This window comes from Mesorhizobium sp. WSM4306 (assembly GCF_007003975.1).
GTDB lineage: Bacteria > Pseudomonadota > Alphaproteobacteria > Rhizobiales > Rhizobiaceae > Mesorhizobium.
The window spans coordinates 104,218-127,731 of sequence record NZ_VFTC01000008.1; the positions used below are offsets into that span (position 1 = coordinate 104,218).

23 protein-coding genes are annotated in these 23,514 nt (G+C 62.2%); 13 read left to right on the plus strand and 10 right to left on the minus strand.

The window, feature by feature from the left end; translation table 11 throughout:
* Positions 1-85 precede the first annotated feature (85 nt).
* The 4 genes from FJV77_RS12225 (at position 86) to FJV77_RS12240 (ending at position 3,795) form a co-directional block, all read left to right on the plus strand.
* Positions 86-1,072: a glycosyltransferase family 10 gene (locus tag FJV77_RS12225; RefSeq protein ID WP_142867053.1), complete on the plus strand. Its 987-nt coding sequence runs from the start codon at positions 86-88 to the stop codon at positions 1,070-1,072.
* Positions 1,073-1,196: 124 nt separating this feature from the next.
* Positions 1,197-2,594 (plus strand): class II fumarate hydratase, encoded by a 1,398-nt coding sequence (gene fumC / locus FJV77_RS12230; RefSeq protein ID WP_142867054.1) that lies wholly within the window; start codon positions 1,197-1,199, stop codon positions 2,592-2,594.
* 229 nt (positions 2,595-2,823) lie between these two features.
* Positions 2,824-3,246 carry a DoxX family protein gene (locus tag FJV77_RS12235; protein WP_142867055.1) on the plus strand — a complete coding sequence of 141 codons (423 nt, stop codon included), beginning with the start codon at positions 2,824-2,826 and terminating at the stop codon, positions 3,244-3,246.
* 135 nt (positions 3,247-3,381) lie between these two features.
* Entirely contained in the window at positions 3,382-3,795 is a 414-nt protein-coding gene (locus FJV77_RS12240) for a DoxX family protein (RefSeq protein WP_142867056.1), read from the plus strand.
* 11 nt (positions 3,796-3,806) lie between these two features.
* Here FJV77_RS12240 and ppx read toward each other — a convergent pair whose 3' ends face one another.
* Complete coding sequence (gene ppx / locus FJV77_RS12245) at positions 3,807-5,339, minus strand: exopolyphosphatase (protein ID WP_142867057.1); 1,533 nt, start codon at positions 5,337-5,339, stop codon at positions 3,807-3,809.
* On the minus strand, positions 5,339-7,540 hold the full coding sequence (locus FJV77_RS12250) for an RNA degradosome polyphosphate kinase (protein WP_142867058.1): 2,202 nt from the start codon (positions 7,538-7,540) through the stop codon (positions 5,339-5,341). Before FJV77_RS12250 ends, ppx begins: the two co-directional genes overlap by 1 nt.
* A gap of 235 nt (positions 7,541-7,775) precedes the next feature.
* Between FJV77_RS12250 and FJV77_RS12255 the strand changes: the two genes are divergently transcribed.
* Together FJV77_RS12255 and FJV77_RS12260 are read left to right on the plus strand one after the other, a co-directional pair.
* On the plus strand, positions 7,776-8,021 hold the full coding sequence (locus FJV77_RS12255; protein WP_142867150.1) for a zinc-finger domain-containing protein: 246 nt from the start codon (positions 7,776-7,778) through the stop codon (positions 8,019-8,021).
* A gap of 19 nt (positions 8,022-8,040) precedes the next feature.
* Entirely contained in the window at positions 8,041-9,276 is a 1,236-nt protein-coding gene (locus tag FJV77_RS12260) for an FAD-dependent monooxygenase (protein ID WP_142867059.1), read from the plus strand.
* Positions 9,277-9,300: 24 nt separating this feature from the next.
* On the opposite strand, the gene FJV77_RS12265 is transcribed toward FJV77_RS12260, so the two are convergent.
* The 5 genes from FJV77_RS12265 to FJV77_RS12285 form a co-directional block, all read right to left on the minus strand.
* On the minus strand, positions 9,301-9,966 hold the full coding sequence (locus FJV77_RS12265) for a TIGR02117 family protein (RefSeq protein ID WP_142867060.1): 666 nt from the start codon (positions 9,964-9,966) through the stop codon (positions 9,301-9,303).
* 103 nt (positions 9,967-10,069) lie between these two features.
* The gene (locus tag FJV77_RS12270; protein WP_142867061.1) at positions 10,070-10,873 is read right to left on the minus strand and encodes an amino acid ABC transporter ATP-binding protein; all 804 of its coding nucleotides are present in this window, start codon (positions 10,871-10,873) and stop codon (positions 10,070-10,072) included.
* A gap of 21 nt (positions 10,874-10,894) precedes the next feature.
* Positions 10,895-12,052 (minus strand): amino acid ABC transporter permease, encoded by a 1,158-nt coding sequence (locus tag FJV77_RS12275; protein WP_142867062.1) that lies wholly within the window; start codon positions 12,050-12,052, stop codon positions 10,895-10,897.
* Between the two features lie 4 nt (positions 12,053-12,056).
* Positions 12,057-13,244: an amino acid ABC transporter permease gene (locus FJV77_RS12280; protein WP_142867063.1), complete on the minus strand. Its 1,188-nt coding sequence runs from the start codon at positions 13,242-13,244 to the stop codon at positions 12,057-12,059.
* A 63-nt stretch (positions 13,245-13,307) separates the two neighbouring features.
* Positions 13,308-14,336, minus strand: coding sequence for an amino acid ABC transporter substrate-binding protein (locus tag FJV77_RS12285; RefSeq protein WP_142867064.1), 1,029 nt, complete (start codon positions 14,334-14,336; stop codon positions 13,308-13,310).
* 470 nt (positions 14,337-14,806) lie between these two features.
* Between FJV77_RS12285 and FJV77_RS12290 the strand changes: the two genes are divergently transcribed.
* From FJV77_RS12290 to FJV77_RS12310, 5 genes are all read left to right on the plus strand, one after another.
* The gene (locus FJV77_RS12290) at positions 14,807-15,976 is read left to right on the plus strand and encodes a cystathionine beta-lyase (RefSeq protein WP_142867065.1); all 1,170 of its coding nucleotides are present in this window, start codon (positions 14,807-14,809) and stop codon (positions 15,974-15,976) included.
* A 227-nt stretch (positions 15,977-16,203) separates the two neighbouring features.
* Positions 16,204-17,289: an HPP family protein gene (locus FJV77_RS12295; protein WP_142867066.1), complete on the plus strand. Its 1,086-nt coding sequence runs from the start codon at positions 16,204-16,206 to the stop codon at positions 17,287-17,289.
* 88 nt (positions 17,290-17,377) lie between these two features.
* Positions 17,378-18,058, plus strand: coding sequence for an RNA polymerase sigma factor (locus FJV77_RS12300; protein WP_281408579.1), 681 nt, complete (start codon positions 17,378-17,380; stop codon positions 18,056-18,058).
* Positions 18,059-18,165: 107 nt separating this feature from the next.
* On the plus strand, positions 18,166-18,690 hold the full coding sequence (locus tag FJV77_RS12305) for a DUF4142 domain-containing protein (RefSeq protein ID WP_142867067.1): 525 nt from the start codon (positions 18,166-18,168) through the stop codon (positions 18,688-18,690).
* A gap of 11 nt (positions 18,691-18,701) precedes the next feature.
* The gene (locus tag FJV77_RS12310; protein WP_142867068.1) at positions 18,702-19,010 is read left to right on the plus strand and encodes a cupredoxin domain-containing protein; all 309 of its coding nucleotides are present in this window, start codon (positions 18,702-18,704) and stop codon (positions 19,008-19,010) included.
* On the opposite strand, the gene FJV77_RS12315 is transcribed toward FJV77_RS12310, so the two are convergent.
* Positions 19,007-19,870, minus strand: a complete 864-nt coding sequence (locus tag FJV77_RS12315) for a crotonase/enoyl-CoA hydratase family protein (RefSeq protein WP_142867069.1) — start codon at positions 19,868-19,870, stop codon at positions 19,007-19,009. The two genes, FJV77_RS12310 and FJV77_RS12315, sit on opposite strands and share 4 nt — an antisense overlap.
* An 84-nt stretch (positions 19,871-19,954) precedes the next feature.
* Here FJV77_RS12315 and FJV77_RS12320 point away from each other — a divergent pair, with 84 nt between their 5' ends.
* Positions 19,955-20,545, plus strand: a complete 591-nt coding sequence (locus tag FJV77_RS12320; RefSeq protein ID WP_142867070.1) for a TetR/AcrR family transcriptional regulator — start codon at positions 19,955-19,957, stop codon at positions 20,543-20,545.
* A 96-nt stretch (positions 20,546-20,641) separates the two neighbouring features.
* Here FJV77_RS12320 and FJV77_RS12325 read toward each other — a convergent pair whose 3' ends face one another.
* Positions 20,642-21,868, minus strand: coding sequence for an anion transporter (locus tag FJV77_RS12325; protein WP_142867071.1), 1,227 nt, complete (start codon positions 21,866-21,868; stop codon positions 20,642-20,644).
* A gap of 783 nt (positions 21,869-22,651) precedes the next feature.
* Complete coding sequence (locus FJV77_RS12330; RefSeq protein ID WP_142867072.1) at positions 22,652-22,888, minus strand: hypothetical protein; 237 nt, start codon at positions 22,886-22,888, stop codon at positions 22,652-22,654.
* A gap of 228 nt (positions 22,889-23,116) precedes the next feature.
* On the opposite strand from FJV77_RS12330, the gene FJV77_RS32900 reads away from it, so the two are divergent.
* Positions 23,117-23,491 carry a hypothetical protein gene (locus FJV77_RS32900; RefSeq protein ID WP_246691234.1) on the plus strand — a complete coding sequence of 125 codons (375 nt, stop codon included), beginning with the start codon at positions 23,117-23,119 and terminating at the stop codon, positions 23,489-23,491.
* Positions 23,492-23,514 lie beyond the last annotated feature (23 nt).

The window sequence follows — 23,514 nt, forward strand, 5'->3', positions numbered from 1 at the left end:
GCTTCGAACGAGCGGCGGGCTTGACCAGTCTCTCGATCCCGCGTCTGTCTAGGCATCGAGCAGAATTCCAGATATCCCCGGTGCCATGCCGTCAGACGATCCGCTGATCCTTTTCTACACAACGTTCTTTGGCAAACCTGTCGATATAACGTCGATACAATGCACAATGCCCGGGCGATGGACATTGGACAAACGCCGGATATCCGAGGCTGCGGCGATGGTCTTCCATCTTCCGGACTTTCGCGAAATCGGCGATGCGTACAAATATCCCGGCCAGTACTGGGTGGCCTGGTCGATGGAATGCGGCCAAAACTACCAGCGCGTCACCGCTCCGGAGTTCATGCGCCACTTCGACATCACGATGACGCATGAAACCGGGTCCGATGTCTGGACACCCTATCTTCCGCCCGCCCAGTGGTGGAAGGACACGCTGGCGAAAACAATCATGCCCAAAACCGAAGAAGCGCCTGTCGCGCTTTTTCAATCAGCCGGGACGAATGCCAGCAAGCGGATCGACCTGGCGACCGAACTGGCGCGCCACATCAGAATAGATTCCTATGGCCGTTACTTCAACAATCGATCTGTCGCCGGTCCCGATCTCGGCCCGCAGACCAAGATTGAAACCATTGCGCGACATAAATTCTGCTTCGCCATGGAGAACGCGATCGAGGCCGACTACGTCACCGAGAAAATCTACGACGCATTCCTGGCCGGCACGGTGCCGATCTATCTCGGCGCACCGAATGTGGACGAGTTCGTGCCGAGAAACTCCTATGTCGACGCCAGTGCCTTCGGCAGCGCCAGGGAGCTTGCTGTCTACCTTCAGCACCTCATTGAAACGCCGCAAGAGTATGAGGCCTATTTTGCATGGCGCTCAAAGCCCCTGCCCGACAATCTGGTCGAACGCATGCAGATCCTGGAAACTCCGGCGCGCTGCAGACTGATGACGCTCGTGGGCCAACGCCTGGGAGAGCGGCCGTATCAGCCCTCCGGACGGCGGACACTTCCGTTCGGCTACATGTCCTATCTGCGAACCAAATTGCGCCGTTGGCAGAAGAAGGTTCCGCGCTGACAGCTGCCAGCACGGCGATCAGGCGCGCTTCAACCGATTTGTATCCTTAACCACCGCAATCTCTGCTTGAAGGCCATTGTGCAACGCGATACGCCGTTGCCGAATTCGATCGTCGGAGAGACAAGTGACCGCTGCCAGGACCAGAACCGAAACCGACACGTTCGGCCCCATCGAGGTCGCCGCCGACCGTTATTGGGGCGCGCAGGCGCAGCGTTCCCTGGGCAATTTCAAGATCGGCTGGGAAAAGCAACCGGCCTCGATCGTGCGCGCGCTTGGCATCGTCAAGCGGGCGGCGGCGGAAGCCAATATGGAGCTGAAGCGGCTCGATCCGGCCATCGGCAAGGCGATCATCGAGGCGGCGCAAGAGGTCATCGACGGCAAGCTCAACGACCATTTCCCGCTGGTGGTCTGGCAGACCGGTTCGGGCACGCAGTCCAACATGAACGCCAACGAGGTGATCTCCAACCGGGCGATCGAACTCCTGGGCGGCGTCATGGGCTCGAAGAAGCCGGTGCACCCCAACGACCACGTCAATATGAGCCAGTCGTCGAACGACACTTATCCGACGGCCATGCACATCGCCTGCGCCGAGCGCATCGTGCACGACCTGTTGCCGGCGCTGAAGCATCTGCATGCCGCGCTCGAGGCCAAGACCAAGGCCTTCGCCCATATCATCAAGATCGGCCGCACCCACACGCAGGACGCCACGCCCCTCACCCTCGGCCAGGAGTTTTCGGGCTATGCCGCGCAGGTCGCCTCCTCGATCAAGCGCATCGAGATGACGCTGCCCGGCCTGCAGGAACTGGCGCAGGGCGGCACCGCCGTCGGCACCGGGCTCAACGCGCCGGTGGGCTTTGCCGAAAAGGTGGCGGCACGCATCGCCGATATCACCGGCATCGCCTTCGTCACCGCGCCGAACAAGTTCGAGGCGCTTGCCGCGCATGACTCCATGGTGTTCTCGCACGGCGCCATCAACGCGGCGGCCGCGGCACTCTTCAAGGTCGCCAACGACATCCGCTTCCTCGGTTCGGGCCCGCGCTCGGGCCTCGGCGAACTGTCGCTGCCGGAAAACGAACCGGGATCCTCGATCATGCCGGGCAAGGTCAACCCGACCCAGTGCGAGGCGATGACGCAGGTCTGCGTGCAGGTCTTCGGCAACAACACATCGCTGACCTTCGCCGGCAGCCAGGGCCATTTCGAGCTCAATGTCTACAACCCGCTGATGGCCTACAATTTCCTGCAGTCGGTGCAGTTGCTCGCCGACGCCTCGGTCTCCTTCACCGACAATTGCGTCGTCGGCATCGAGGCGCGCGAGGACAACATCAAGGCGGCGCTCGACCGCTCGCTGATGCTGGTGACCGCACTTGCGCCCACAATCGGCTACGACAATGCCGCCAAGATCGCCAAGACCGCGCACAAAAAAGGAACGACCTTGCGCGAGGAAGCGCTGGCCACCGGGCTGGTCAGCGCGGCCGACTATGACCGGCTGGTGCGGCCCGAGGACATGACGCATCCGGGATAAGCAAGTCCAGGCGCGTCTCGATTCCCTGGGGAATTGCGTCAACCTGCCTCAGGAATTTGGCGGTGGGAAAAATGTACTGCCGTTGAACGCTGGCCCGACACGAATTTTGCGCCTTTCAACCGATCACTGAAATGTACGCCCTGTGAACAATGCGTCGCCGACTGGCGTCTTTGGTGAACAGTCGGCTTGGTCTATCTGACAGGGCATCAACCCTTTTCGGAGAGCCACCATGTCCATCAACACTTCCACTGCCGGAGCCGGCACCGCGTCCAACAGCTCCACCACCATCCTGCTCGGCCGCATCCTGCTCGCCGCCATCTTCCTGCTTTCCGGCTTCGGCAAGCTCACCGCCATTTCCGGCACCGCCGGCTATTTCGGCGCCATGGGTCTGCCGGTGCCGACCGTAACGGCCATTGTCGTCGGCCTGGTCGAATTGCTCGGCGGCCTTGCCATTCTCGTCGGTTTCCAGACCCGTATCGCCGCCTGGGTGCTTGCCATCTTCACCATCGCTACGGCTTTCGTGGCCCACACCGGTTGGGCCGACCAAAACCAGATGATCCACTTCCTGAAGAACGTCGCCATCACCGGCGGTTTCCTTCTGCTGGCTTCCTCGGGCCCGGGCGCCTACTCGATCGACGCCAGGCGCGGCTGAGCTTCCCTCCCAAGCCTGAAAAAAGCGGCGCGGAATTTTCCGTGCCGCTTTTTCGTTGTCTGTCTAAGAGCGCCCGCGTCCTATCTTGCTAGGATCGGGTTCAGAACAGCCGGCGGACAGACAACGGAGACGACCATGCCCCGCGATGCACTGCTTCTGCTTTCCCGGCTGCTGCTCGCCGCCCTGTTCATCCCGTCCGGTTACCATGCGCTCGCAGACATTGCCGGCACATCAGGCTATTTCGCCGGTCTCGGCGTGCCGCTGCCGACGCTTGCCGCCTGGGGCACGGGGCTGTTCGAGCTGATCGCCGGGCTGTTGATCCTGGTAGGCTTCCAGACGCCGGTGGTCGCGTTGCTGCTTGCCGCCTTCTGTATCGTCGCTGGCGCCATCGGCCATTACGGCCAGGGCGGCGATGATCCAATGCTCGCCTTCCTGCACCAGCAGATGCTTATGAAGGACATTGCCATCGCCGGCGGTTTTTTGGCACTGGCCATGGCTGGTGCCGGCGCTTGGTCGATCGATGGGCGGATGGCTGCGGGCCGCGGCTGAGCGTGTCTGGACTACTTCACCGACACGCTCTGCCCGCCTTCGACCGCCAGCACCAGCCGGCGGTTGGTGATCCGCGCCAGTTGCGCCAGGCGTCCGGCCGGGCGCTCGCCATAAAGGTCGGAAAGTGCTGCCGGCAGCACCAGCGCCAGCGTGCCATTGCCGCGGTTTTCCCATTTCAGTCTTGGCATGACGCCGGGCATGGCCGCGGTCAGCAGATAGACGACGCGCAGCACCGCCGCCAGGATGCGGGCGCGCTCGAGATAGCGCGGCGTCGCCAGGCCGCGGATTTCCGGCGCGGCGTCGTTGAACACACCCTCGTGCCGGAACAGGCTGACCAGCGCCAGGAAGGCGCGGCCGGGATGATCGACGCCGATGAAGGAAGCGTGGGCGATGATGTTGAGCGACTGCTTGCCGCGATATTCCGGGTGCGCGCGCCAGCCGATATCGGCCAGCAGACAGGCGGCGTGACGGTAGCGCGCCTCATCCTCGGTCTCGTCGATGCCGAAGGCGGCAAAGGTCTTGCCCGTCCATTCGACCAACTCATTCGCATGGGTGACGGAACGCGAGCGCAGCCGGGCCAGTTCCTCCGAGGCGGAGACCAGTGGATCGGCCTTCTGCTCGGCCTGGTCGAGCAGCGAATAAAGGAACCCCTCGCGCACGCCGAGGGCCGAAACGATGATCTTCGACGGCTGCATCGCCGCCATGATCTCTTGCAGCACGACCGCGCCATAGGGCAGCAGCGAGCGTCGGTTTTTGGAGACTCCCTCGATGCCGCGGACCTTCTCGATCTCGGGCCGCGCCACCTGCTTGAGGAAGCTCAAAGCGCTTTCGGTCGAGATCTCGTAGTGATGCATAACGCCGAGCGGATAGTTGCTCATTTCCATGTGCAATCTGGCGAGGTTTCGCCAGGTGCCGCCGACGGTGTAGAAGGGCCTGCCCTGCCCGCCCTTCAAGAGCTTGGCCCGCGCCAGTTGCTCGCGCGTGATCTTGGCCGCCTGGGCGAGCGAATTCTTGGCCATATCCTGCAGCCGCAGGCCGCCCAGCGGCAGCGTGATGCCGTCGCCGATCGCCTCGCCATTGATGTCGATGAGCTCCAGGCTGCCGCCGCCAAGGTCGCCGGCAATGCCGTTGGCCGGGTGGAAGCCGGAGATGACGCCGAGCGCCGAATAATGCGCCTCCTGCCTGCCGGTCAGCACGCGGATCTCGGTCTTGAGCACATCCTCGGCGCGGTGGATGAAATCGGGGCCGTTGATCGCCTCGCGGGCAGCGGCGGTCGCCAGCACATACATGTGCTCGGCACCGGCCTGGTTGGACAGCGCGCGGAAGCGGCGGAACTCTTCCATCGAGCGGGTCACGCCCTCGGGATCGAGCTTGCCGGTCGACACAATGCCGCGACCGAGGCCGGCCAGCATCTTTTCGTTGAACAGCAGGGTCGGCGAGCGCGCCAGCCCTTCATAGATGACAAGGCGGATCGAGTTCGAGCCGATGTCGATGATGGACAGCGGTCGGCGATCCTGCAGCCGGCCCTGGGAAGTTGAAATCATCAGCCGGACGCTGCAGCGTTTTTCTTGCGGCGCTTGAACTGCGCGATGCGCTTGGGCGCATGCGACTTCAGCGCATCGCCCCGTCCGGACAGGCTAGGATTGGTCATGAAATATTCCTGCGCGTTGAACGGTTCCTCACCCTCCTCCAGCGCCACGCGCCGGGAGGTTCCGTCAGCCAATACGTCGAAACTTTGCTGGTTGTCCATGATGTTGCCCAGCATGATCTGGCCAAGTATCTGTTCATGCACAGTTGGATTGGTGATCGGCACCATGGTCTCGACGCGGCGGTCGAGATTGCGCGGCATCAGGTCGGCCGAGGAGATGTAGACGATCGCCTCGTCCGACGGCAGGCCGTGGCCGTTGCCGAAGCAGTAGATGCGGCTGTGTTCGAGGAAGCGGCCGACAATCGACTTGACCCTGATGTTTTCCGACAGGCCCGGCACCTGTGGCCTCAGGCAGCAAATGCCGCGCACGACGAGGTCGACCTCGACGCCGGCGCGGCTGGCGTCATAGAGCGCGTCGATGATGTTCGGATCGACCAGCGCGTTCATCTTCATCCAGATGCGCGCCGGCCGGCCGGCCAGCGCATGGCCGATCTCGTCGGCGATGTGCTTCAGGATGCGGCTGCGCAGCGTAAACGGCGAGATGGCGATCCGCATCTCGTCGGTCGGCTCGGCATAACCGGTGATGAAGTTGAACAGCTGCGCGACATCGCGCGCGATCGTCGGATCGGTGGTGAAGAAGGACAGGTCGGTGTAGATGCGCGCGGTGACCGGATGATAGTTGCCGGTGCCCAAATGCACATAGTTGCGCAGTTTGCCGTCTTCCCGCCGCACCACCAGCGACATTTTCGCGTGGGTCTTCAGTTCGAGGAAGCCGAACACGACCTGGACGCCGGCGCGCTCGAGATCGCGCGCCCAGCGGATGTTGGCTTCCTCGTCGAAGCGCGCCTTGAGCTCGACAAGCGCCGTCACCGACTTGCCGGCCTCGGCGGCATCGACCAGCGCGCGCACGATCGGGCTGTCGTTCGAGGTGCGATAGAGCGTCTGCTTGATCGCCACCACTTCCGGATCGGCCATCGCCTGGCGCAGGAACTGCACCACCACGTCGAAGGATTCGTAGGGGTGGTGGACGACGATGTCCTTCTCGCGGATGGCCGCGAAACAATCACCGCCATGCTCGCGGATGCGCTCGGGAAAGCGCGGATTGTAGGGCCTGAACTTGAGGTCGTCACGCGGCACGGAGACGATCTCCGAAATCTGGCTGAGCGCCAGTGGGCCGGTCAAAACGCTGATGCGGCTCGAAGAGACGCCAAGCTCGCCGGCAACGAACTCGCGCAATTCGCCGGGCATCAACTTGTCGAATTCGATGCGGATGACCGAACCGCGGCGGCGGCGCTTCAGCGCCGTCTCGAACAGGCGCACGAGATCTTCCGACTCCTCCTCGACCTCGATATCGCTGTCCCGGATGATGCGGAAGGTGCCGGAGCCCTTGACCTCGTAGCCAGGGAACAGCTTGCCGATATAGAGGCCGACCGCCTCCTCGAGCGGAATGAAGCGGACATGCTGCTTGCGGTCGGGCAGACGGATGAAGCGCCTCAGCGCCACCGGCAGGCGCAGAAGCGCGCTCATCTCCTCGCCATTCTTGCGGTGGCGCAATTGCAGTGCCATCGAGAAGCCGAGATTGGGAATGAACGGAAACGGATGCGCCGGGTCGATCGATAGCGGGGTCAGCACCGGGAAGACCTGATCCTGGAAATGATCTTCCAGCCAGACCTTCTCATCCTTGGTCAGTGCATCGCGGGTGATGCTCTCAATACCTTCCTTGTTGAGCAGCAGCATCAGCGCCGACAGGCTGTTCTGCTGGTCCTCCTGCAGCCGCTCGACCTCGCGCAAAAGCTGTTCGAGCTGCTGCTCGGGCGTGCGCCCGTCGGGGCTCTTGAGCGCGATGCCTTCGCGAACCTGGCCGGCAAGACCGGCGACGCGGACCATGAAGAATTCATCGAGATTGGCGGCCGAGATCGACAGGAAACGGACGCGTTCGAGCAGCGGGTGGTGTTCGTTCTGCGATTCTTCGAGAACGCGCCGGTTGAACTGCAGCCAGGAGAATTCGCGGTTGACGAAGCGGTCAGGGTTGCCGCCCTCGGGGCTTGCCACCTCGACATTGATGAATTCGCTCTGCACCGGCTTCAGTTCGTTCATGGTTTCCTGCCCGCAACCGTTCCTTTTGGAGCGCCGCACATGCCGGAATGGTCATGGACGCTCTAACATGCCCTTGTGACGCACAATCCGTCGCGGAATCGCTCGGCTTCCCGGTCATGCGCTTAACCGGCTCAACTTATCCTCTGCCAGCCTTTTGCGACAGTTTCATTTCATCGATCTTGCAAACAGGTCCGTTATGATCCAGATGCTTTTCGACGAGATCAAGGAGACGACGATGGCAGGCGGTTCCATTCCCCATTTCCAGAACGATGCGGGCCATCCGGCAATCGAGATCGGCGTCCGGGAATTCATGTGCACTGGCGCCAACCCGCCCTTCGATCATCCGCATGTCTTCCTCGACATGGGCGACGACAATGAAAAAGTCTGCCCTTATTGCTCGACGCTCTATCGCTATTCGGCGAAGCTGAAGGCGACGGAAACCCAGCCGCCCGGTTGCCTCTATATCGACCAGGCCGCCTGAACCTTTCGCGACAAGCCCGATGCAGGACACACAGGCCCGGCAGGTCATAATCGCCGGGGCTGGCATTGCTGGGCTGACCGCGGCCCTTGCCTTCGCCGAACGCGGTTATCCCGTAAAGCTGTTCGAACAGGCGTCTCGCCTCGAAGCGGCCGGCGCCGGCATTCAGCTTTCGCCCAATGCAACACGCATTCTTCGAAAACTCGGCGTGCTCGACCGGCTGCTGCCGGCGGCCTTACGGCCGGAAGCGGTGGTGCTGAAGGACGCGGCAACGTTGCGCGAACTGGCACGGGTGCCACTTGGGCAAGCCGCCGAAGCGCGCTGGCAGGCGCCCTATCTCGTCGCCCACCGCGCCGATCTGCAGGCGGCGCTGCTGGCGCAGGTGGCTGAGCGGACGGGGATTGAGCTTGTCACGGGTGCACGCGTCAGCAGCATCGCCGTCAATGCGCCAGATGTTGCCGTGACCGCCGAAGCGGATGGCAACACCATCGAGGCACGTGGCCGGCTCCTGGTAGGCGCCGATGGCGTCTGGTCATCGGTTCGGGCGCTGCTTACGAGTAAGGAACCGGCTTTCGGCAAAAGCCGCTTCTCGGGCGAACTCGCCTGGCGGGCAACAGTTGCGGCCGAGAGTGCCGCCGGAGAAGCCTTTGCCGCCATCGCCGCCGCCGACTGCGTCACCACATTCCTGCATCCCGGCTTCCACATGGTCGCCTATCCGGTCAGCAACGGCCGCGCTTTCAATCTCGCCGCCTTCACCAAGGGCGAGCGTATTGACGAAGGCTGGTCGGGCCATGCCGACCCAGCTGTTCTCGACGGCGCCACGCGCGGCACAACGCCGGGCCTGGCCAAGCTTGTGGCGCTGGCAGGCCCCTGGACGGCTTTTCCGATCCATACCGTCGAACAAGCGCGGTGGACGAGCCCGCAAGGCATCGCCCTGATCGGCGACGCCGCGCATGCGATGACGCCCTTTGCGGCACAAGGTGCGGCCATGGCGATCGAGGATGCCGTGACGCTGGCTGACGTCACCGCCGATTTCCCTGCCGATCCGGCGAGGAGTCTTCAGATCTGGGAAAACCTGCGGCGGCCGCGGGTCGCCAAAGCCGCACGTCGCGGCGCCGTCAACCGCCTAGCCTGGCACGCCGCCGGCCCGGTGGCTGTCGCCCGCAACCTGTTCCTGGCCATGCGCTCGCCCGAAAAGCTCGCGGCCGATCTCGATTGGCTCTACGGCTGGGAGCCGCAGAAAATCATCCGGCGCTAGAAGTCGCCGGGATGCCGGTTTCGCCTAGTTGTACAGCCGCATCGACAGGCCGAGCGAGGCCGGCATCGGGTTCCACCAGCCGGTGCGCAGACCGGCGGTGCGCAGGCCCGCCGCCGTCCAGGTGTTGCAACCGACCAGCGCATTGAAATGGCCGTTCGCCTCGAAGAAGCGGTCGAAGCGGGAATAGGCCGCATTCTCGATGACGAGCGGCCCGGACGGTCCTTGCTGGAAGCTCGCGTCGATGTAATCGAGCAGTGCCGCAAACCGCGCCTCATCGATGTCGAAGCCGGTGACATCGGGATGCGGCTCGGCGATGGCGCCGGCGATATCGACATGCATGACCGAGGCGTCCAGCGTCAATGCTTTGAGCACTGGCACTGCCTTCAGCTCAGACCAGCTCGGCGTCTCCAGATAGAAGGCGCGGCCACCCCAGCCAACGACGATATAGCGCACCTCGGGAGCATCGGCGGGGATGCCGGCATCGACCAGAAAACGAAAACGCTGACGCACGGCATCATCAACCGGAATGGCGATGTCGGTGTGGATCGGATTCTTCAGCACAAGAATGTGGCGCGTGCCCGCACCCGCAGCGGCCGCCGGCCAGAGCGGGCGCGGCACCAAAGTGCCGAGTGTTGCGGCAAGTGCGGCCGCGACAACCAACATGGCCAGGAAACGCAGGGCTTTTCTCATGCGGCGGCGGCTTTGCGGTCTCCCGACGTCATCGTCCGGCCCCAGATAGCAAAAAAGCCCGACCGCATTGCGGCCGGGCTTTTCTGGTTCGCATGGAAAATGCTCAGTGCAGGATCTGCGACAGGAAGAGTTTCGTGCGCTCGTGGCGCGGATGGTCGAAGAACTCGGCCGGCGTGTTCTGTTCGACGATCTGGCCCTGATCCATGAAGATCACCCGGTTGGCGACCTTGCGGGCAAAGCCCATTTCGTGGGTGACGCACAGCATCGTCATGCCTTCCTCGGCCAGACCCACCATCGTCTCCAGAACTTCCTTGATCATTTCAGGGTCGAGCGCCGAGGTCGGCTCGTCGAACAGCATGATACGCGGGTTCATGCACAGCGAACGCGCGATCGCCACGCGCTGCTGCTGGCCGCCGGACAGCTGGCCCGGATATTTGTTGGCCTGTTCCGGGATTTTCACGCGCTTCAAGAAGTGCATGGCGATTTCCTCGGCCTGCTTCTTCGGCGTCTTTCGCACCCAGATCGGCGCCAGCGTGCAGTTCTCCAGGATGGTCAGATGCGGGAACAGGTTGAAGTGCTGGAACACCATGCCGACCTCGCGACGCACCTCGTCGATCTTTTTGAGATCGTTGGTCAGTTCCTTGCCGTCGACGATGATCTTTCCCTTCTGGTGTTCCTCCAGCCGGTTGATGCAGCGGATCATGGTCGACTTGCCGGAGCCCGAAGGACCGCAGATGACGATGCGCTCGCCGCGCATCACCTTCAGGTTGATGTCCTTCAGCACATGGAACTCGCCATACCATTTGTGCATGCCGATGATATCGATGGCGACATCGGTGGTCGAGATGTGCATCTTCTTGGCATCGACCTTGATCTCTTCGGCGCTGACGGCATTTTCTATAGCCATGGCAGGTTCCCCTTTTTGTTCTTAGCGTTTGTGGCCGGTGTCGAGCCGGCGTTCCGTGTACATCGAATAACGCGACATGCCGAAGCAGAAAAGCCAGAAGACGAAGGCTGCGAAGATCAGGCCAGATCTCGCGGTCTGCGGCGTCGCCCAATTGGCGTCCGCGAAGTTCTGCTTGACGACGCCAAGCAGGTCGAACATCGAGATGATGATCACCAGGCTGGTGTCCTTGAACATGCCGATGAAGGTGTTGACGATGCCGGGAATGACCAGCTTCAGCGCTTGCGGCAGTACAATCAGCGTCATCTTCTGCCAGTAGCCGAGGCCCAGCGAATCCGCACCCTCATACTGACCCTTGGGGATCGCCTGCAGACCACCGCGTATCACTTCGGCCATGTAGGCAGCGGCAAACAACGACACACCGATCAACGCCCTGAGGTATTTGTCGAAGGAAACGCCCGCAGGCAGGAACAGCGGCAGCATGACGCTGGCGAAGAATAGAACCGTGATCAGCGGGATGCCGCGAACGAACTCGATGAAGATCACGCACAGCGTCTTGACGATCGGCATCTTGGAGCGTCGGCCGAGCGCCAGCACGATCCCCATTGGCAGCGACACTGCAATACCGACAAATGACAGGCTGAGCGTCACCAGCAACCCACCCCACAGCTGCGTCTCGACATGAGGCAGGCCAAACATACCGCCAACCAGCAGCACGAAGGCGATGATCGGCAGTACCAGGAACAGAAGGATGGCGTTCAACCCCTTGCGCGGCACGCGGGGGATCAGCAGCGGCACCAGCAGCGCCACGAACAGAATGGCGACCAGGATCGGCCGCCAGCGTTCTTCGATCGGATAACGGCCAAGCATTAACTGACCGAACTTGGCGTTGACGAAGGCCCAGCAGGCGCCGGACCAGCCGTCCGGCTGGATGCCGCCTTGCCCTGCCGTGGCGCATACCGTGCGATCCGGCCCCACCCATTGGGCGTTGATGAAGGCCCAGTTGATGATGGGCGGCACGATCATCACCACCAGCGCAATAGCCAGTACGGTCAGGATGACGTCGCCCACCGAACCGACCAGGTTCTTGCGAACCCATGCCAAGGGCCCCCGCACTCCGGCCGGCGGCTGTTGCGCAAGTGCCATTTCGGTGCGTACCCAGGAGGTATCATGTTCCTGCATGGCCTTACCTCTCCACCAGCGCCATCCTGGCGTTGACCACATTCATGACTGCCGAGGTCACCAAGCTAATTATGAGGTAGACGACCATCATGATCAGCACGCCCTCGACCGCCTGGCCGGTCTGGTTCAGCACCGTGCCGGCGATTGCCGTCAGGTCCGGGTAGCCGATGGCGATGGCCAGCGACGAGTTCTTGGTCAGATTGAGATACTGACTGGTCAGCGGCGGGATGACGATGCGCATAGCCTGAGGCACGACGACAAGCCGCAGGATCGATCCCGGCCGCAGCCCAAGCGCGCCAGCCGCCTCGGTCTGGCCCTTGCTGACGCCGAGAATGCCGGCGCGCACGATCTCGGCAATGAAGGCGGCCGTGTAGAATGACAGCGCCAGATAGAGCGACAGGAACTCGGGTCCGATCTGGAAGCCGCCGGTCAGGTTGAAGGTCGATTGTTTGGGAAAATCGAAGCTCAGCGGAAAGCCGGCCAGTGCGTAGGCCAGCAATGGCAGGCCGACGATCAGCGCCAGCGAAGTCCACAACACCGGGAATTGCTGGCCGGTCGCCATTTGCCGCTGGCGCGCCGTGCGGGCTACGAACCACGCCATGGCGATGCCGACAAGCAAAGCGACGAAGATCAGCCAGGAACCTTCGCCCCAGATAGCCCGTGGAAAATAGAAGCCGCGCTGGTTGAGGAAAGAGCCGAACGGCAAATTGAAACTGTCGCGAGGCGCCGGCAGCACCGCCAGCACGCCTGAATACCAGAAGAAAATCACCAGCAGCGGCGGGATATTGCGGAACACCTCAACATAAACGGTGCAGATCTTGCGAATCAGCCAGTTTCGCGACAAGCGGCCGATACCGACGACAAAGCCGATGATGGTCGCGGTGACGATGCCAGCAAGGGCGACGATGATGGTGTTGATCAGCCCGACAATGATGGCATCGCCATAGGTCGAGTCCGAGGTGTAAGCGATTGGCCTGACTGGGATGTCGAACCCGGCGCGGTTTTTCAGGAAGCTGAACCCGGAAGCGATATGCAGGCGCTGCAGATTCTCGATAACGTTGTGGACGATCCACCAGACGCCCGCCACCAGCAAGATGACAACCACCGCCTGGAAAAAAATCCCGCGGACTTTTGGATCGTTGATGAAGGAACCCCGGCTCGGCTCCTCGCGAAGAACTTCCTGCGACGCCATTGCACCATCCCCTGGAAAGAGAAACCGGAAGGCAGACGATCTGCCTTCCGGATCACATTTCGATCAGCGGATCGGTGGCGCGTATTGCAGGCCGCCCTTGGTCCACAGCGCATTGATGCCGCGCGCGATCTTCAGCGGGCTGCCGGTGCCGACATTGCGCTCGAACATCTCGCCGTAATTGCCCACGGCCTTGACGATGTTGACGACCCAATCATTGCTCACGCCGAGGTCGGTGCCGATCTTGGTTTCGGCTTCCTGACCGAGCACGCGCTTGATCTCCGGATTATCCGAGGTCTTCAGCTCCTCGACATTGGCCTGGGTGATGCCCAGTTCCTCGGCCTGCAACAGCGCGAAGTAGGTCCACTTGACGATGTGGTACCATTGGTCGTCACCCTGGCGCACGGCCGGACCGAGCGGCTCCTTGGAGATGATCTCGGGCAGCACGACATGGTCGGCCGGCGCGCTGAGCGTCAGACGGATGCCATAGAGACCCGACTGGTCGGTCGTATAGACGTCGCAACGGCCGGCGTCATAGGCGGCGTTGACCTCTTCCAGTTTTTCGAAAACGACCGGATTGTACTCCATCTTGTTCGCCTTGAAGTAGTCGGCCAGGTTGAGCTCGGTCGTGGTGCCGCTCTGCACGCAGACCGCCGCACCCGAAAGCTGCAGCGCCGAATTGACGCCCGGCAGCTTCTTGGCGTTGATCATGAAGCCCTGGCCGTCATAGTAGGTGACGCCGATGAAGTTCAGGCCAAGTGCGGTATCGCGATTGATGGTCCAGGTGGTGTTGCGCGACAGGATATCGATCTCGCCCGACTGCAGCGCGGTGAAGCGCTCCTTGGCGCTAAGCGGGGTGAACTTGACCTTGGTGCCGTCACCGAAGACGGCAGCCGCGACGGCGCGGCAGAAATCAGCATCGATGCCTTTCCAGTCGCCCTTGTCGTCAGGCGCCGAGAAACCGGCCAGACCAGTCGAGACACCGCACTGGATGAAGCCCTTCGCCTTGACGTCGCCGAGCGTGGTCGCCGACGCAGACGAAGCCATCCATCCAAGCGCAGCGGCGCCGAGAATGCCAATTGCAATGTGTTTCATAACCCACAGACCCTTTTCTGTTTTCAGGTAAACCCTGATCCTCAGGCAAATCCTGATCTTTTTCCCGCGTGAACCCGGCTCCCATCCGGTGCATTCCGGAACCCCGCGTCGTAACCGACGCCCGGCCCCTCCCATTCACGAACTGCATCGAAGGCGATTATTCCTGTGAGGTCAAGGGAAATGACCGATTCACGACAGCTTTGAAAACCAATTGCCGCGAATGCCTGAAATGCACACAAGAGCACCAGGAAATCGGCAACCCGTGCAAACAAATCAGTCAAAGAAGCAGTCGCACAAGTCCATAGCTCGCGGCAGACTCCGCCGTCACTATAGCGATGCTTTGTTGGAGGCGCGAACCGCGATGGATTGGCCCATCTAAACCCCACCGCTTGGCGGGTCCACGGCTGTTGCGCGGGCTTTGCCACCGCTTTATGGCTGATCTCCTGACATCCTTTGACAGGCGGCGAACCATGGCGACAGACGGCAGCGAACTGGGCATCAACACGCGGCTTGCCCATTCAGGCAACAACCCGCACGACTATTTCGGCTTCGTCAATCCGCCGGTCGTGCATGCCTCGACCGTGCTCTACCCCAATGCCGCGACGATGGCGGCGCGCAGCCAGAAATACACCTACGGCACGCGCGGAACGCCGACCACCGACGCGCTGGCGCATGCGATCGACGCGCTGGAAGGCTCGGCCGGCACGATAATCGTGCCGTCGGGCCTTGCGGCGGTGACCATTCCGCTTCTGGCTTTCCTGTCGGCGGGCGATCACATCCTGATTGTCGATTCCGTCTATCACCCGACCCGCAATTTCGCCGACACGATGCTGAAGCGGCTGGGCGTCGAGGTCGAGTATTACGATCCATATGCCGGCGCCGGCATCGCCAAGCTGATCAAGCCCAACACCAAGGTCGTGCTCACGGAATCGCCGGCCTCAAACACCTTCGAGGTGCAGGATGTGCCGGCCATTGCCAAGGCAGCGCACGCGGCCGGCGCCATCGTCATGATGGACAACACCTGGGCGACGCCGCTCTATTTCCGCCCGCTCGACCACGGCGTCGATATCTCGATCCATGCGGCGACGAAGTACCCGGCCGGACATTCCGACGTGCTGATGGGTACGGTGTCGGCCAATGCCGACTGCTGGAAACAGCTGTGCGAGACGTTCTACACGATGGGCTGCTGTGCCGGTCCCGACGACGTCTACCAGGTGCTGCGCGGCCTGCGCACGATGGGCGTGCGGCTGGATCACCATCAAAAGAGCGCGCTCGCCATTGCCTCCTGGCTCGAAGGGCAGCCCGGCGTTGCGCGCGTGCTGCACCCCGCGCTCCCCAGCCATCCCGACCATGCCGTGTGGAAGCGCGACTTTTGCGGCTCGAGCGGCATCTTTTCCATTGTGCTCAAGGGCGGTGGCCAGAAACAGCAGCACGCCTTCCTCGATGCGCTGAAGATCTTCGGCCTCGGCTATTCCTGGGGCGGCTATGAAAGCCTTGCCGTGCCGGTCTTCCTCGGCGATCGCACCGTCGCCAAGGGCCCCTATGACGGCCCGCTCATCCGCCTGCAGATCGGGCTCGAGGACGTCGAGGACCTCAAGGCCGACATCCTGCGCGGACTGGCAGCGGCCGCGGCAGCATGAACCGCAACCTACCAAGCTGAATCCGCAAACCGGCACAAAAGCCTGAAAAGACTGGCTGGGAAGCGTTGTGAGACGCCCGATGTCGCAAAGCCGCTCATTGCTCGGCTGTGCGCAATGTTATTTCCCGAATATGCGGGTTTTTCGGATTGGATTGACTTTCAAAGCGGGCAGTCAGCTCGCATTGCAAGGCGCTTCGAGCCGCAACTTCCAGCCAGACTGAGCTTACCATGGCCTTTCGTCTCTTCGTCCCCATTCTCGCCGGCGCGACGCTGCGCGAGCGCCTCATCGCCTGTATCGGCGCAATGATCGGCATTGCGCTGACCGGAGCGATCGGCGCGCTGGTGCTCGGCAACGGCCCGCATGTGCCGCTGCTGGTGGCGCCGATGGGCGCGTCGGCGGTGCTGCTGTTTGCGGTGCCTGCGAGCCCGCTGGCGCAGCCATGGTCGATCATCGGCGGCAACACCATATCCGCGCTGATCGGCGTGATCGTTGCGCATTTCGTGCACGAGCCGGCTCTCGCCACGGGTATGGCCGTGGCGCTGGCGATCGCTGCCATGTCGTTCACGCGCTGCCTGCATCCGCCGGGCGGAGCCGCCGCGTTGACCGCCGTCCTCGGCGGACCGGCGGTGACCAGCGCCGGCTTCCTGTTTCCCTTCGTGCCGGTGGCGCTGAATTCCATCATTCTGGTCGCACTCGGCTATGCTTTCCACAGGCTGTCGCGGCGCAGCTACCCGCACCGGCCCGCCCCTGCCGCCAACAGCCATGGAACGGCAGACCCGCCGGCCGTGCAGCGCGTCGGCTTCCGGCCCGAGGATATCGATGCCGCGCTTGGTGCGCTGGACGAGACTTTCGACATCGACCGTAGCGATCTCGAATTGCTGCTGCGCCAGGTCGAACTGCAGGCCATGGTCCGCTCGCACCGAACGTTGCTGTGCGCCGACATCATGTCCCGCGACGTGGTGTCGGTGCCTGAGCACGCCTCGCCCGATCAGGCGCGACAGCAACTCCTCGACCACAACATCCGCACCTTGCCGGTGGTCGATGCGGAGGCAAGGCTGGTCGGCGCCGTCGGCCTTCGCGAATTGACGAGAGCCACAGAAACGGTGAAAGGCGTGATGTCGAACGCCGGCACCGCCTCCCCCGACACGCCGGCGATGAGCCTGCTACCCATACTCACCGACGGCCGCAGCCATGCCGCGGTCATCATCAACGGCGAGCGCCGCATCCTCGGCCTGATCACGCAGAGCGATCTCCTGGCGGCAGCCGCTCGGATACAGACGGCAGACAAGGCGCGGCCAGAAGCTGTAGGATAGATCGCTCCAGGTGCCGAAAAGGTCGGGAACCTTTTGTCTGCGGCAGCATCCAAGGTCCCGATCAAGCGTCTGGCCAGGGAGAGCCGTCGTGACCAGGAAGTCAGCAATACAAACTGTCGCGGTTTCCGCGCCCGGCGACATGCAGCTTGTCCACCGCGCAATGGCGCGCGAGGCGGGCGCCTTCCGTGCCATCATCAAGATGCACAATCAGCGGCTTTATCGCATCGCGCGTGGCGTCGTGCGCAATGACAGCGAGGCCGAGGACATCGTCCAGGAGGCCTATGTCCGGGCGTTTGCCGCTCTCGCGACGTTTCGTGGCGATGCTTCCCTGGCGACCTGGCTGTCGCGCATCGTCATCAACGAAGCGCTCGGCCGCTTGCGCAAGAGGCGGCGCACCATGGCTATGCCTGCAAGCCAGGAAGCGCAAATCATCCAGTTCCCCCTCAACCCAAGTGACGATCCGGAGCGGACGATGGCGCAGCGGCAGATTCTCGGGCTGGTCGAGCGAGCGACCGACAATCTCCCCGATGTCTATCGGACAGTCTTCATTGCCCGCGTTATCGAGGGCCTGAACATCGAGGAAACGGCTGATCTGCTTGGCGTGCGGCCCGAGACCGTCAAGACCAGATTGCACCGAGCGCGTGCCCTGGTGCGCAAGGCGCTGGATGACGAAATCGGCCCGGTGCTGCTCGATGCCTTTCCCTTCGCTGGCCGGCGTTGCGAGCGATTGACCGAAGCGGTGATGAAGCGGCTCGGCTTGCAAGGCTGATCTTCGGCCTTCGCCGATTCCCAGGGAACGTTTCTCCCCCTCCCGCATCCAATACGCGTCAACCCAGATGAAGCCCGCCGCCTTCGCGGTCGGGCAAAGGAGATGCCATGTTTACTCGACACATAGCCGCGCTCGCCACCGTCCTGTTGATGGGCACGGCCCCGCTGGCGCAGGCTGCGGACAAGCCTACCGACCCGCAGATCGCCCATATCGCCTACACCGCGGGCACGATCGACATCGAGGCCGCCAAACTGGCCATCAAGACGTCAAAGACCAAGGAGGTCGTCAATTTCGCCAAGGACATGGAGCGCGACCACGAGGCGGTCAACAAACAGGCACTCGACCTGGTCAAGAAGCTCAAGGTGACGCCGGAAGACAACGCCACCAGTCAAGCGCTGAGCGCGGCAGCGAAAGAGGAGCGCGCCAAGCTCGCCAAGCTCGAAGGTGCCGCCTTCGACAAGGCCTATATCGAAAACGAGGTCGCCTACCACAAGCAGGTCAATGGCGCGCTCGAAACCGTGCTGATCCCATCAGCTCAGAATGCCGAGCTGAAAAGCCTGCTGGAGACCGGCCTGAAGATTTTCCAGGGCCACGAGCAGCATGCCGAACATGTCGCCGGCATGCTGAAATAGGGAGGAGGCACATGTCGAGGCGGCATCTGTGGATTGCACTGGCGCTGACAATCGGTGTCGTTCCGGCACGAGCCGAAACCATTGAGGTCACCATCGACAGGTTGGTGTTCTCACCGGCGACTGTCGAAGCGAAGGTCGGGGACACGATCGAGTGGGTGAACAATGACGTGTTCGCACATACGGCCACAGTCAAAGGCGAATGGGAAGTCATGATCCCGCCCAAGGCAAAAGCAGGCCTGGTGTTGAAGACAGTGGAAGCGGTCGACTATTTCTGCCGCTTCCACCCCAACATGAAAGGCCGCCTCACGGTGACCCCTTAACGCTGTTCCGCAAGCCGGTCCTGCTCCAGTGACGCCCGTCTGGCTTCATCCGGCCGGGTGACATGCGCCCATGAGCCGTCATAGCAGGCCTTGCGCCGTCCGATCCAGGCGTCGAGGCCTTCGCGCAGGTCGGCGGTCGGGGCCATGCGGGCGAACTGCTCGGCCTCGACCAGCAAACCCTCGGCTATGCTGCGGTTTAAGCCGCGCGCCACTGCGGTGAGGATCGAGGCAATTGCAGCAGGAGAGTGCGCGACGATGCGTCGGGCGAGATCGAGCGCGGCCGGCATCAGCTCCTCGTGCGGCACCACCTGGTTGACGAGGCCGAGTTCGAGGGCGCGCGGCGGCGGGAACCAATCGCCGGTCAACAGCAGTTCGAGCGCCCGCTTGCGCCCGGCCAGTCTCGGAAGCCGCTGTGTGCCACCGAAGGTGGGCGGCATTGCGAGGTTGATCTCAGGCTTGGCGAACAGGGCGCGGTCGCTGGCGATGGCGAGCGGCACGGCTTCGGTGATCTCGCAGCCGCCGCCAAAGGCGATGCCGTTGACGGCGGCTATGACAGGTTTGCGAAACGCTTCCAGCCTTGCCGTCAGCCTCTGTCCGCGCATGACGAAGTCGCGCAGCGCGACGTCGGCGCCGTTGGCCACGCTGCCCGAGAATTCATGGATGTCGCCGCCGGCGGAGAAGGCGCGCGCTCCTGCGCCGGTGAGGATAATGGCGCGGATGGCATCATCTGTCTCCATCGCATCCAGAAGCACAACCAGGCGATCGATCAGCGCATAGTTCAAGGCGTTGAGTTTTTCGGGGCGATTGAGTGTGAGGATGGCGATCCCGTTGCGGGCCTCGGTGAGCACAAGCTCGGTCATGTCTCTTCCCTTTCCTGCATTTAATCACCGGAAAGGATCAGGCTTTCGATTGTATGTATATTCACTAGTCGGTATACTTGATGGATGAGCGAAGCGCCGATCCCCACCCGCAAACGCATAGTCGATGCCGCAACGAAGCTGTTCTATGCCGAAGGGATCGGCCGCGTCAGCGTCGATGCGGTGGCTGAAAAAGCCGGGCTGACCAAGCGCACGCTCTACTATCACTTCAAGAGCAAGGACGATCTGATCGCCGCCTATCTCGACGGTCGCGACCAGCCGAACATCAGGCAGATGTCTGGCTGGTTCGAAGCGGCCGAAGGCGATGTCGAGCGCAAGGTCGAGGCCATCTTCACCAATCTGGCGCGGGTGGCGAAGAATCCGAAATGGAAAGGCTGCGGCTTCCTGCGCACGGCAGCGGAACTCGCTTCGATGCCGGGACATCCCGCCGTCAAGGCCGGGTCACGGCACAAGAAGAATTTCGAGACCTGGCTGACTGGCGAACTCTCCGGCCACGGCGTCGCAGAGCCGCAGACCCTGGCGCGCGAAATCGTGCTTTTGATGGACGGCGCCTTCTCGGTCATGCTGATCCACCGCGACCCAGGCTATGTCGAGGCGGCGGGACATGCCGCTGCAACGCTGGTTCGGGCACGGTCGGGACGAAAAACCGGCTCCTAGACCGTTTCACCGTTTCACGAAAACGCTGAACCGCTCTGCTCTTGTTTTGACGCAATTCCGGACGGAGAACCGCTTCTCACTTTTCCTGAAATTGCTTTAGAAGCCAGCCGCCAGCCAAGCCGTGCCCGTGGCAAGCGTCAGCAGCGTCAACGGCAGACCGACCTTGAAGAAAGCTGAAAAGGACAGCTGTGTGCCGGCCGCCCGCGCCTGTTCGGCGACGATCAAATTGGCGACGGAGCCGAGCAAGGTGAAGTTGCCGGCCAGCGTCGAACTCATCGCCACCACCAGCCAGGCACGCTCAGGGTTTTCCAGGCCGGGTATGAATGGCCTCAGCGCCAGCACCGCCGGAACATTGCTCATGACGTTGGAAAGCACAGCCGTAAAGCCGGAGAGCCGCCAGACGTCTCCCAGGCCCAGGTTCTTGGCGGAAGCAATGATATCGGGCGTCAGCAGTGTTTTCTCGGCGCCGGCAACGACGATGAACAGACCGGCGAACATGAACAGCAGCGGCCCGTCGATCTCGCGGTAGATGCGTGCCGGCTTGATGGCGCGGGTGAGCAGCAGGATGGCGCCGCCAATCAGCGCTGCCTTGGCCACCGGAACGCCGGCGAAGAACGCAACCGCCAGGCCGACGCAGACAACTACTGCCTTCAGCACCTGACCAGGCAGCATGCGGCCGCGATAGACTTCCGGGCTGAGTTCGGCACTGCGCGCGAATTCGGTCCGGTAGACGACGCGCACGATGACGATGACGGCGACAAGGCCGAACAGAGCAACCGGCGCAAGCGCGGCCGAAAAGGCCGGATAGGAAATTCCCGACAGCGCACCGATGACCATGTTTTGCGGGTTGCCGGTGATGGTGGCGACGCTGCCGCAGTTGGACGCGGTGGCGGTAGCGATCAGATAGGGAATGGGATTGCGGTTGATGACGCGGGTGACGTGGACGACGATCGGCGCCATGACCAGGCAGATGGCGTCGTTGACCAGGAACGCCGACAGGATGCCGGTCAGGAGCGTCACCATCACCAGAAGCATGAACGGAGCGTGCGCATGCTCGATGGCGTAAGCGCCGAGAGCGCGGAAGGCGCCCGAGACTTTCAGGTGCGCAACTACGATCATCATGCCGAGCAGCAGCGTGATGGTGTCGAAGTTGATGGCGCGATAGGCATCTTCCATGCTGAGCGTGCCGATGGCGATCATCGCAGCACCGCCGAGCAAGGCGATCCCTGCCCGGTCGAGACGCAGGCCCGGGATGCGGCCGATGGCGACGCCGGCATAGGTCAGGATGAGGATCAGCAATGCCGCCGCGCCCATCAATGTCATTGGCAGACCATCCCCGTTTCAAACGAACCGACGCCGGAATGGATTGCTTTCCGCTCAGGCATTTGCCGCGCAGCTTTAACGCCGCTCCAGCAAAGCGAAAGCGCCGATGACGATCCGGATGTGAAAATCGGTGGGCAAATCGCGGGCTGACCAGCGCCGGGAGCGGCTGGAGCTGACCGGCCGGGATTATGATTAAGACAAGCGCAGCGGCCTGCCGTGAGCTGCCGTTCGCGAAACTTCGCTGTTGCCAAGGTCGTGGCTTATATAATTAAATTCTAATTTATCCTTTCAGGGTATGAATAGCTTAGCCGTTTTCGGCCTTGGGATTTTCAGATGGTCCAGATTCTTGAAAGGGAATGCCGCGTTTCGGAGAACGAGGCCTTGCAGGCGCGCCCGATGGAATGTCCGCGCTGCCAAGGAGCCCGCAAGGTCTTTGTTTGCGCCCGATGGATGAGTTCGAACGGACATTGCTGCCCCGGGGGGACACATCGGCTCAGCTGCCCAGGTCACAGTGTCGCCTGTCTGGAGTGTGGCGGACGGGACACTTGAACTGATCTCAAAACAATCCCGACAAGATTGGTGTGAGACGCCCAGCATGTTCCGGTTCGACGTGCCGGTGCGCAAATCTCCCGTAAACGAAAAAAGCCCGCCCGGCGAACCGGAGCGGGCTTGCAGCCGTAGCGGTAAGTATCCGCTGCGAGCGGGCCGCGTGCGTTTTTCGCCACACGCCCGCATAATTGATAGCGGCATTTCCAGAGGCGATTGATGGTAGTCGCCGCCGGATTATTCGCCCGACGATCCGTCGCCATTCGTGCTGCTGCTCAGAATTCCAAAGTCCTGGGACTTTGTTCCTTGTCCAGCAGTCAGGAATCCATCCGCATCCAGGCCGCGCCGCAGCAGTTCCCGCACCGCCGCGGACCGGCTTGGCATGCGCTTTTCGAAGCGCCAGTTTTCCAAGGCAGCCAATTCCTCGGCCGTCAGCATGATCTGCAGTCGCTCGGGTCGTTCCAGTTCGGCCATTTTGCGCTCCAACCGCCAGGACCAAAAATAAGACGAGTTAGTATGCGTCTCAGAAAGAGTATAATTAGTGGTCTCCGCATAGGGCGTCAAGAGCGGCTGATTGGCAACCCACATCCAAGACCAACGATGAGAATGAAGCGCCGATTGCACAACTGTCGCTACCTACTAACTAATTGATTTATTTGGCGATATTTAGGATTTTTCTTGCCATTCGACAGTGATGGGCGCATGTTGATCAAGAAGGACAAACAGCTCCTGAAAGGGAGGTTTTCCATGCGCTACGGATATTCAGCTCAGCTTCGTGAGGATCTCAATTCACGGGTCCTGGCGGCGCTACGATCTCGCGGAATGGTCAACATCGCCGCTGTGGCAGAGGACGTGCGAACGCACAACTTGGACGAGAACATCGCCCTTGAGGACGTGGAGCGGCTCGTGATGCAAGTGGCCCAACTTTATGGCGCGGCGATGGAACTCGATGGCCTGACTGCCGTCGAGGCGGGGCGATTCACATCGATTCCAGACGATCCGTGCGAACTGCGTGGCATCGACAGGTCCGACGCCATCAGTAGCCAGGCTGCTCCACCTGCCCGGTTGGAAGGGTAACCTCGTGCGCAGAGAGCGCGACC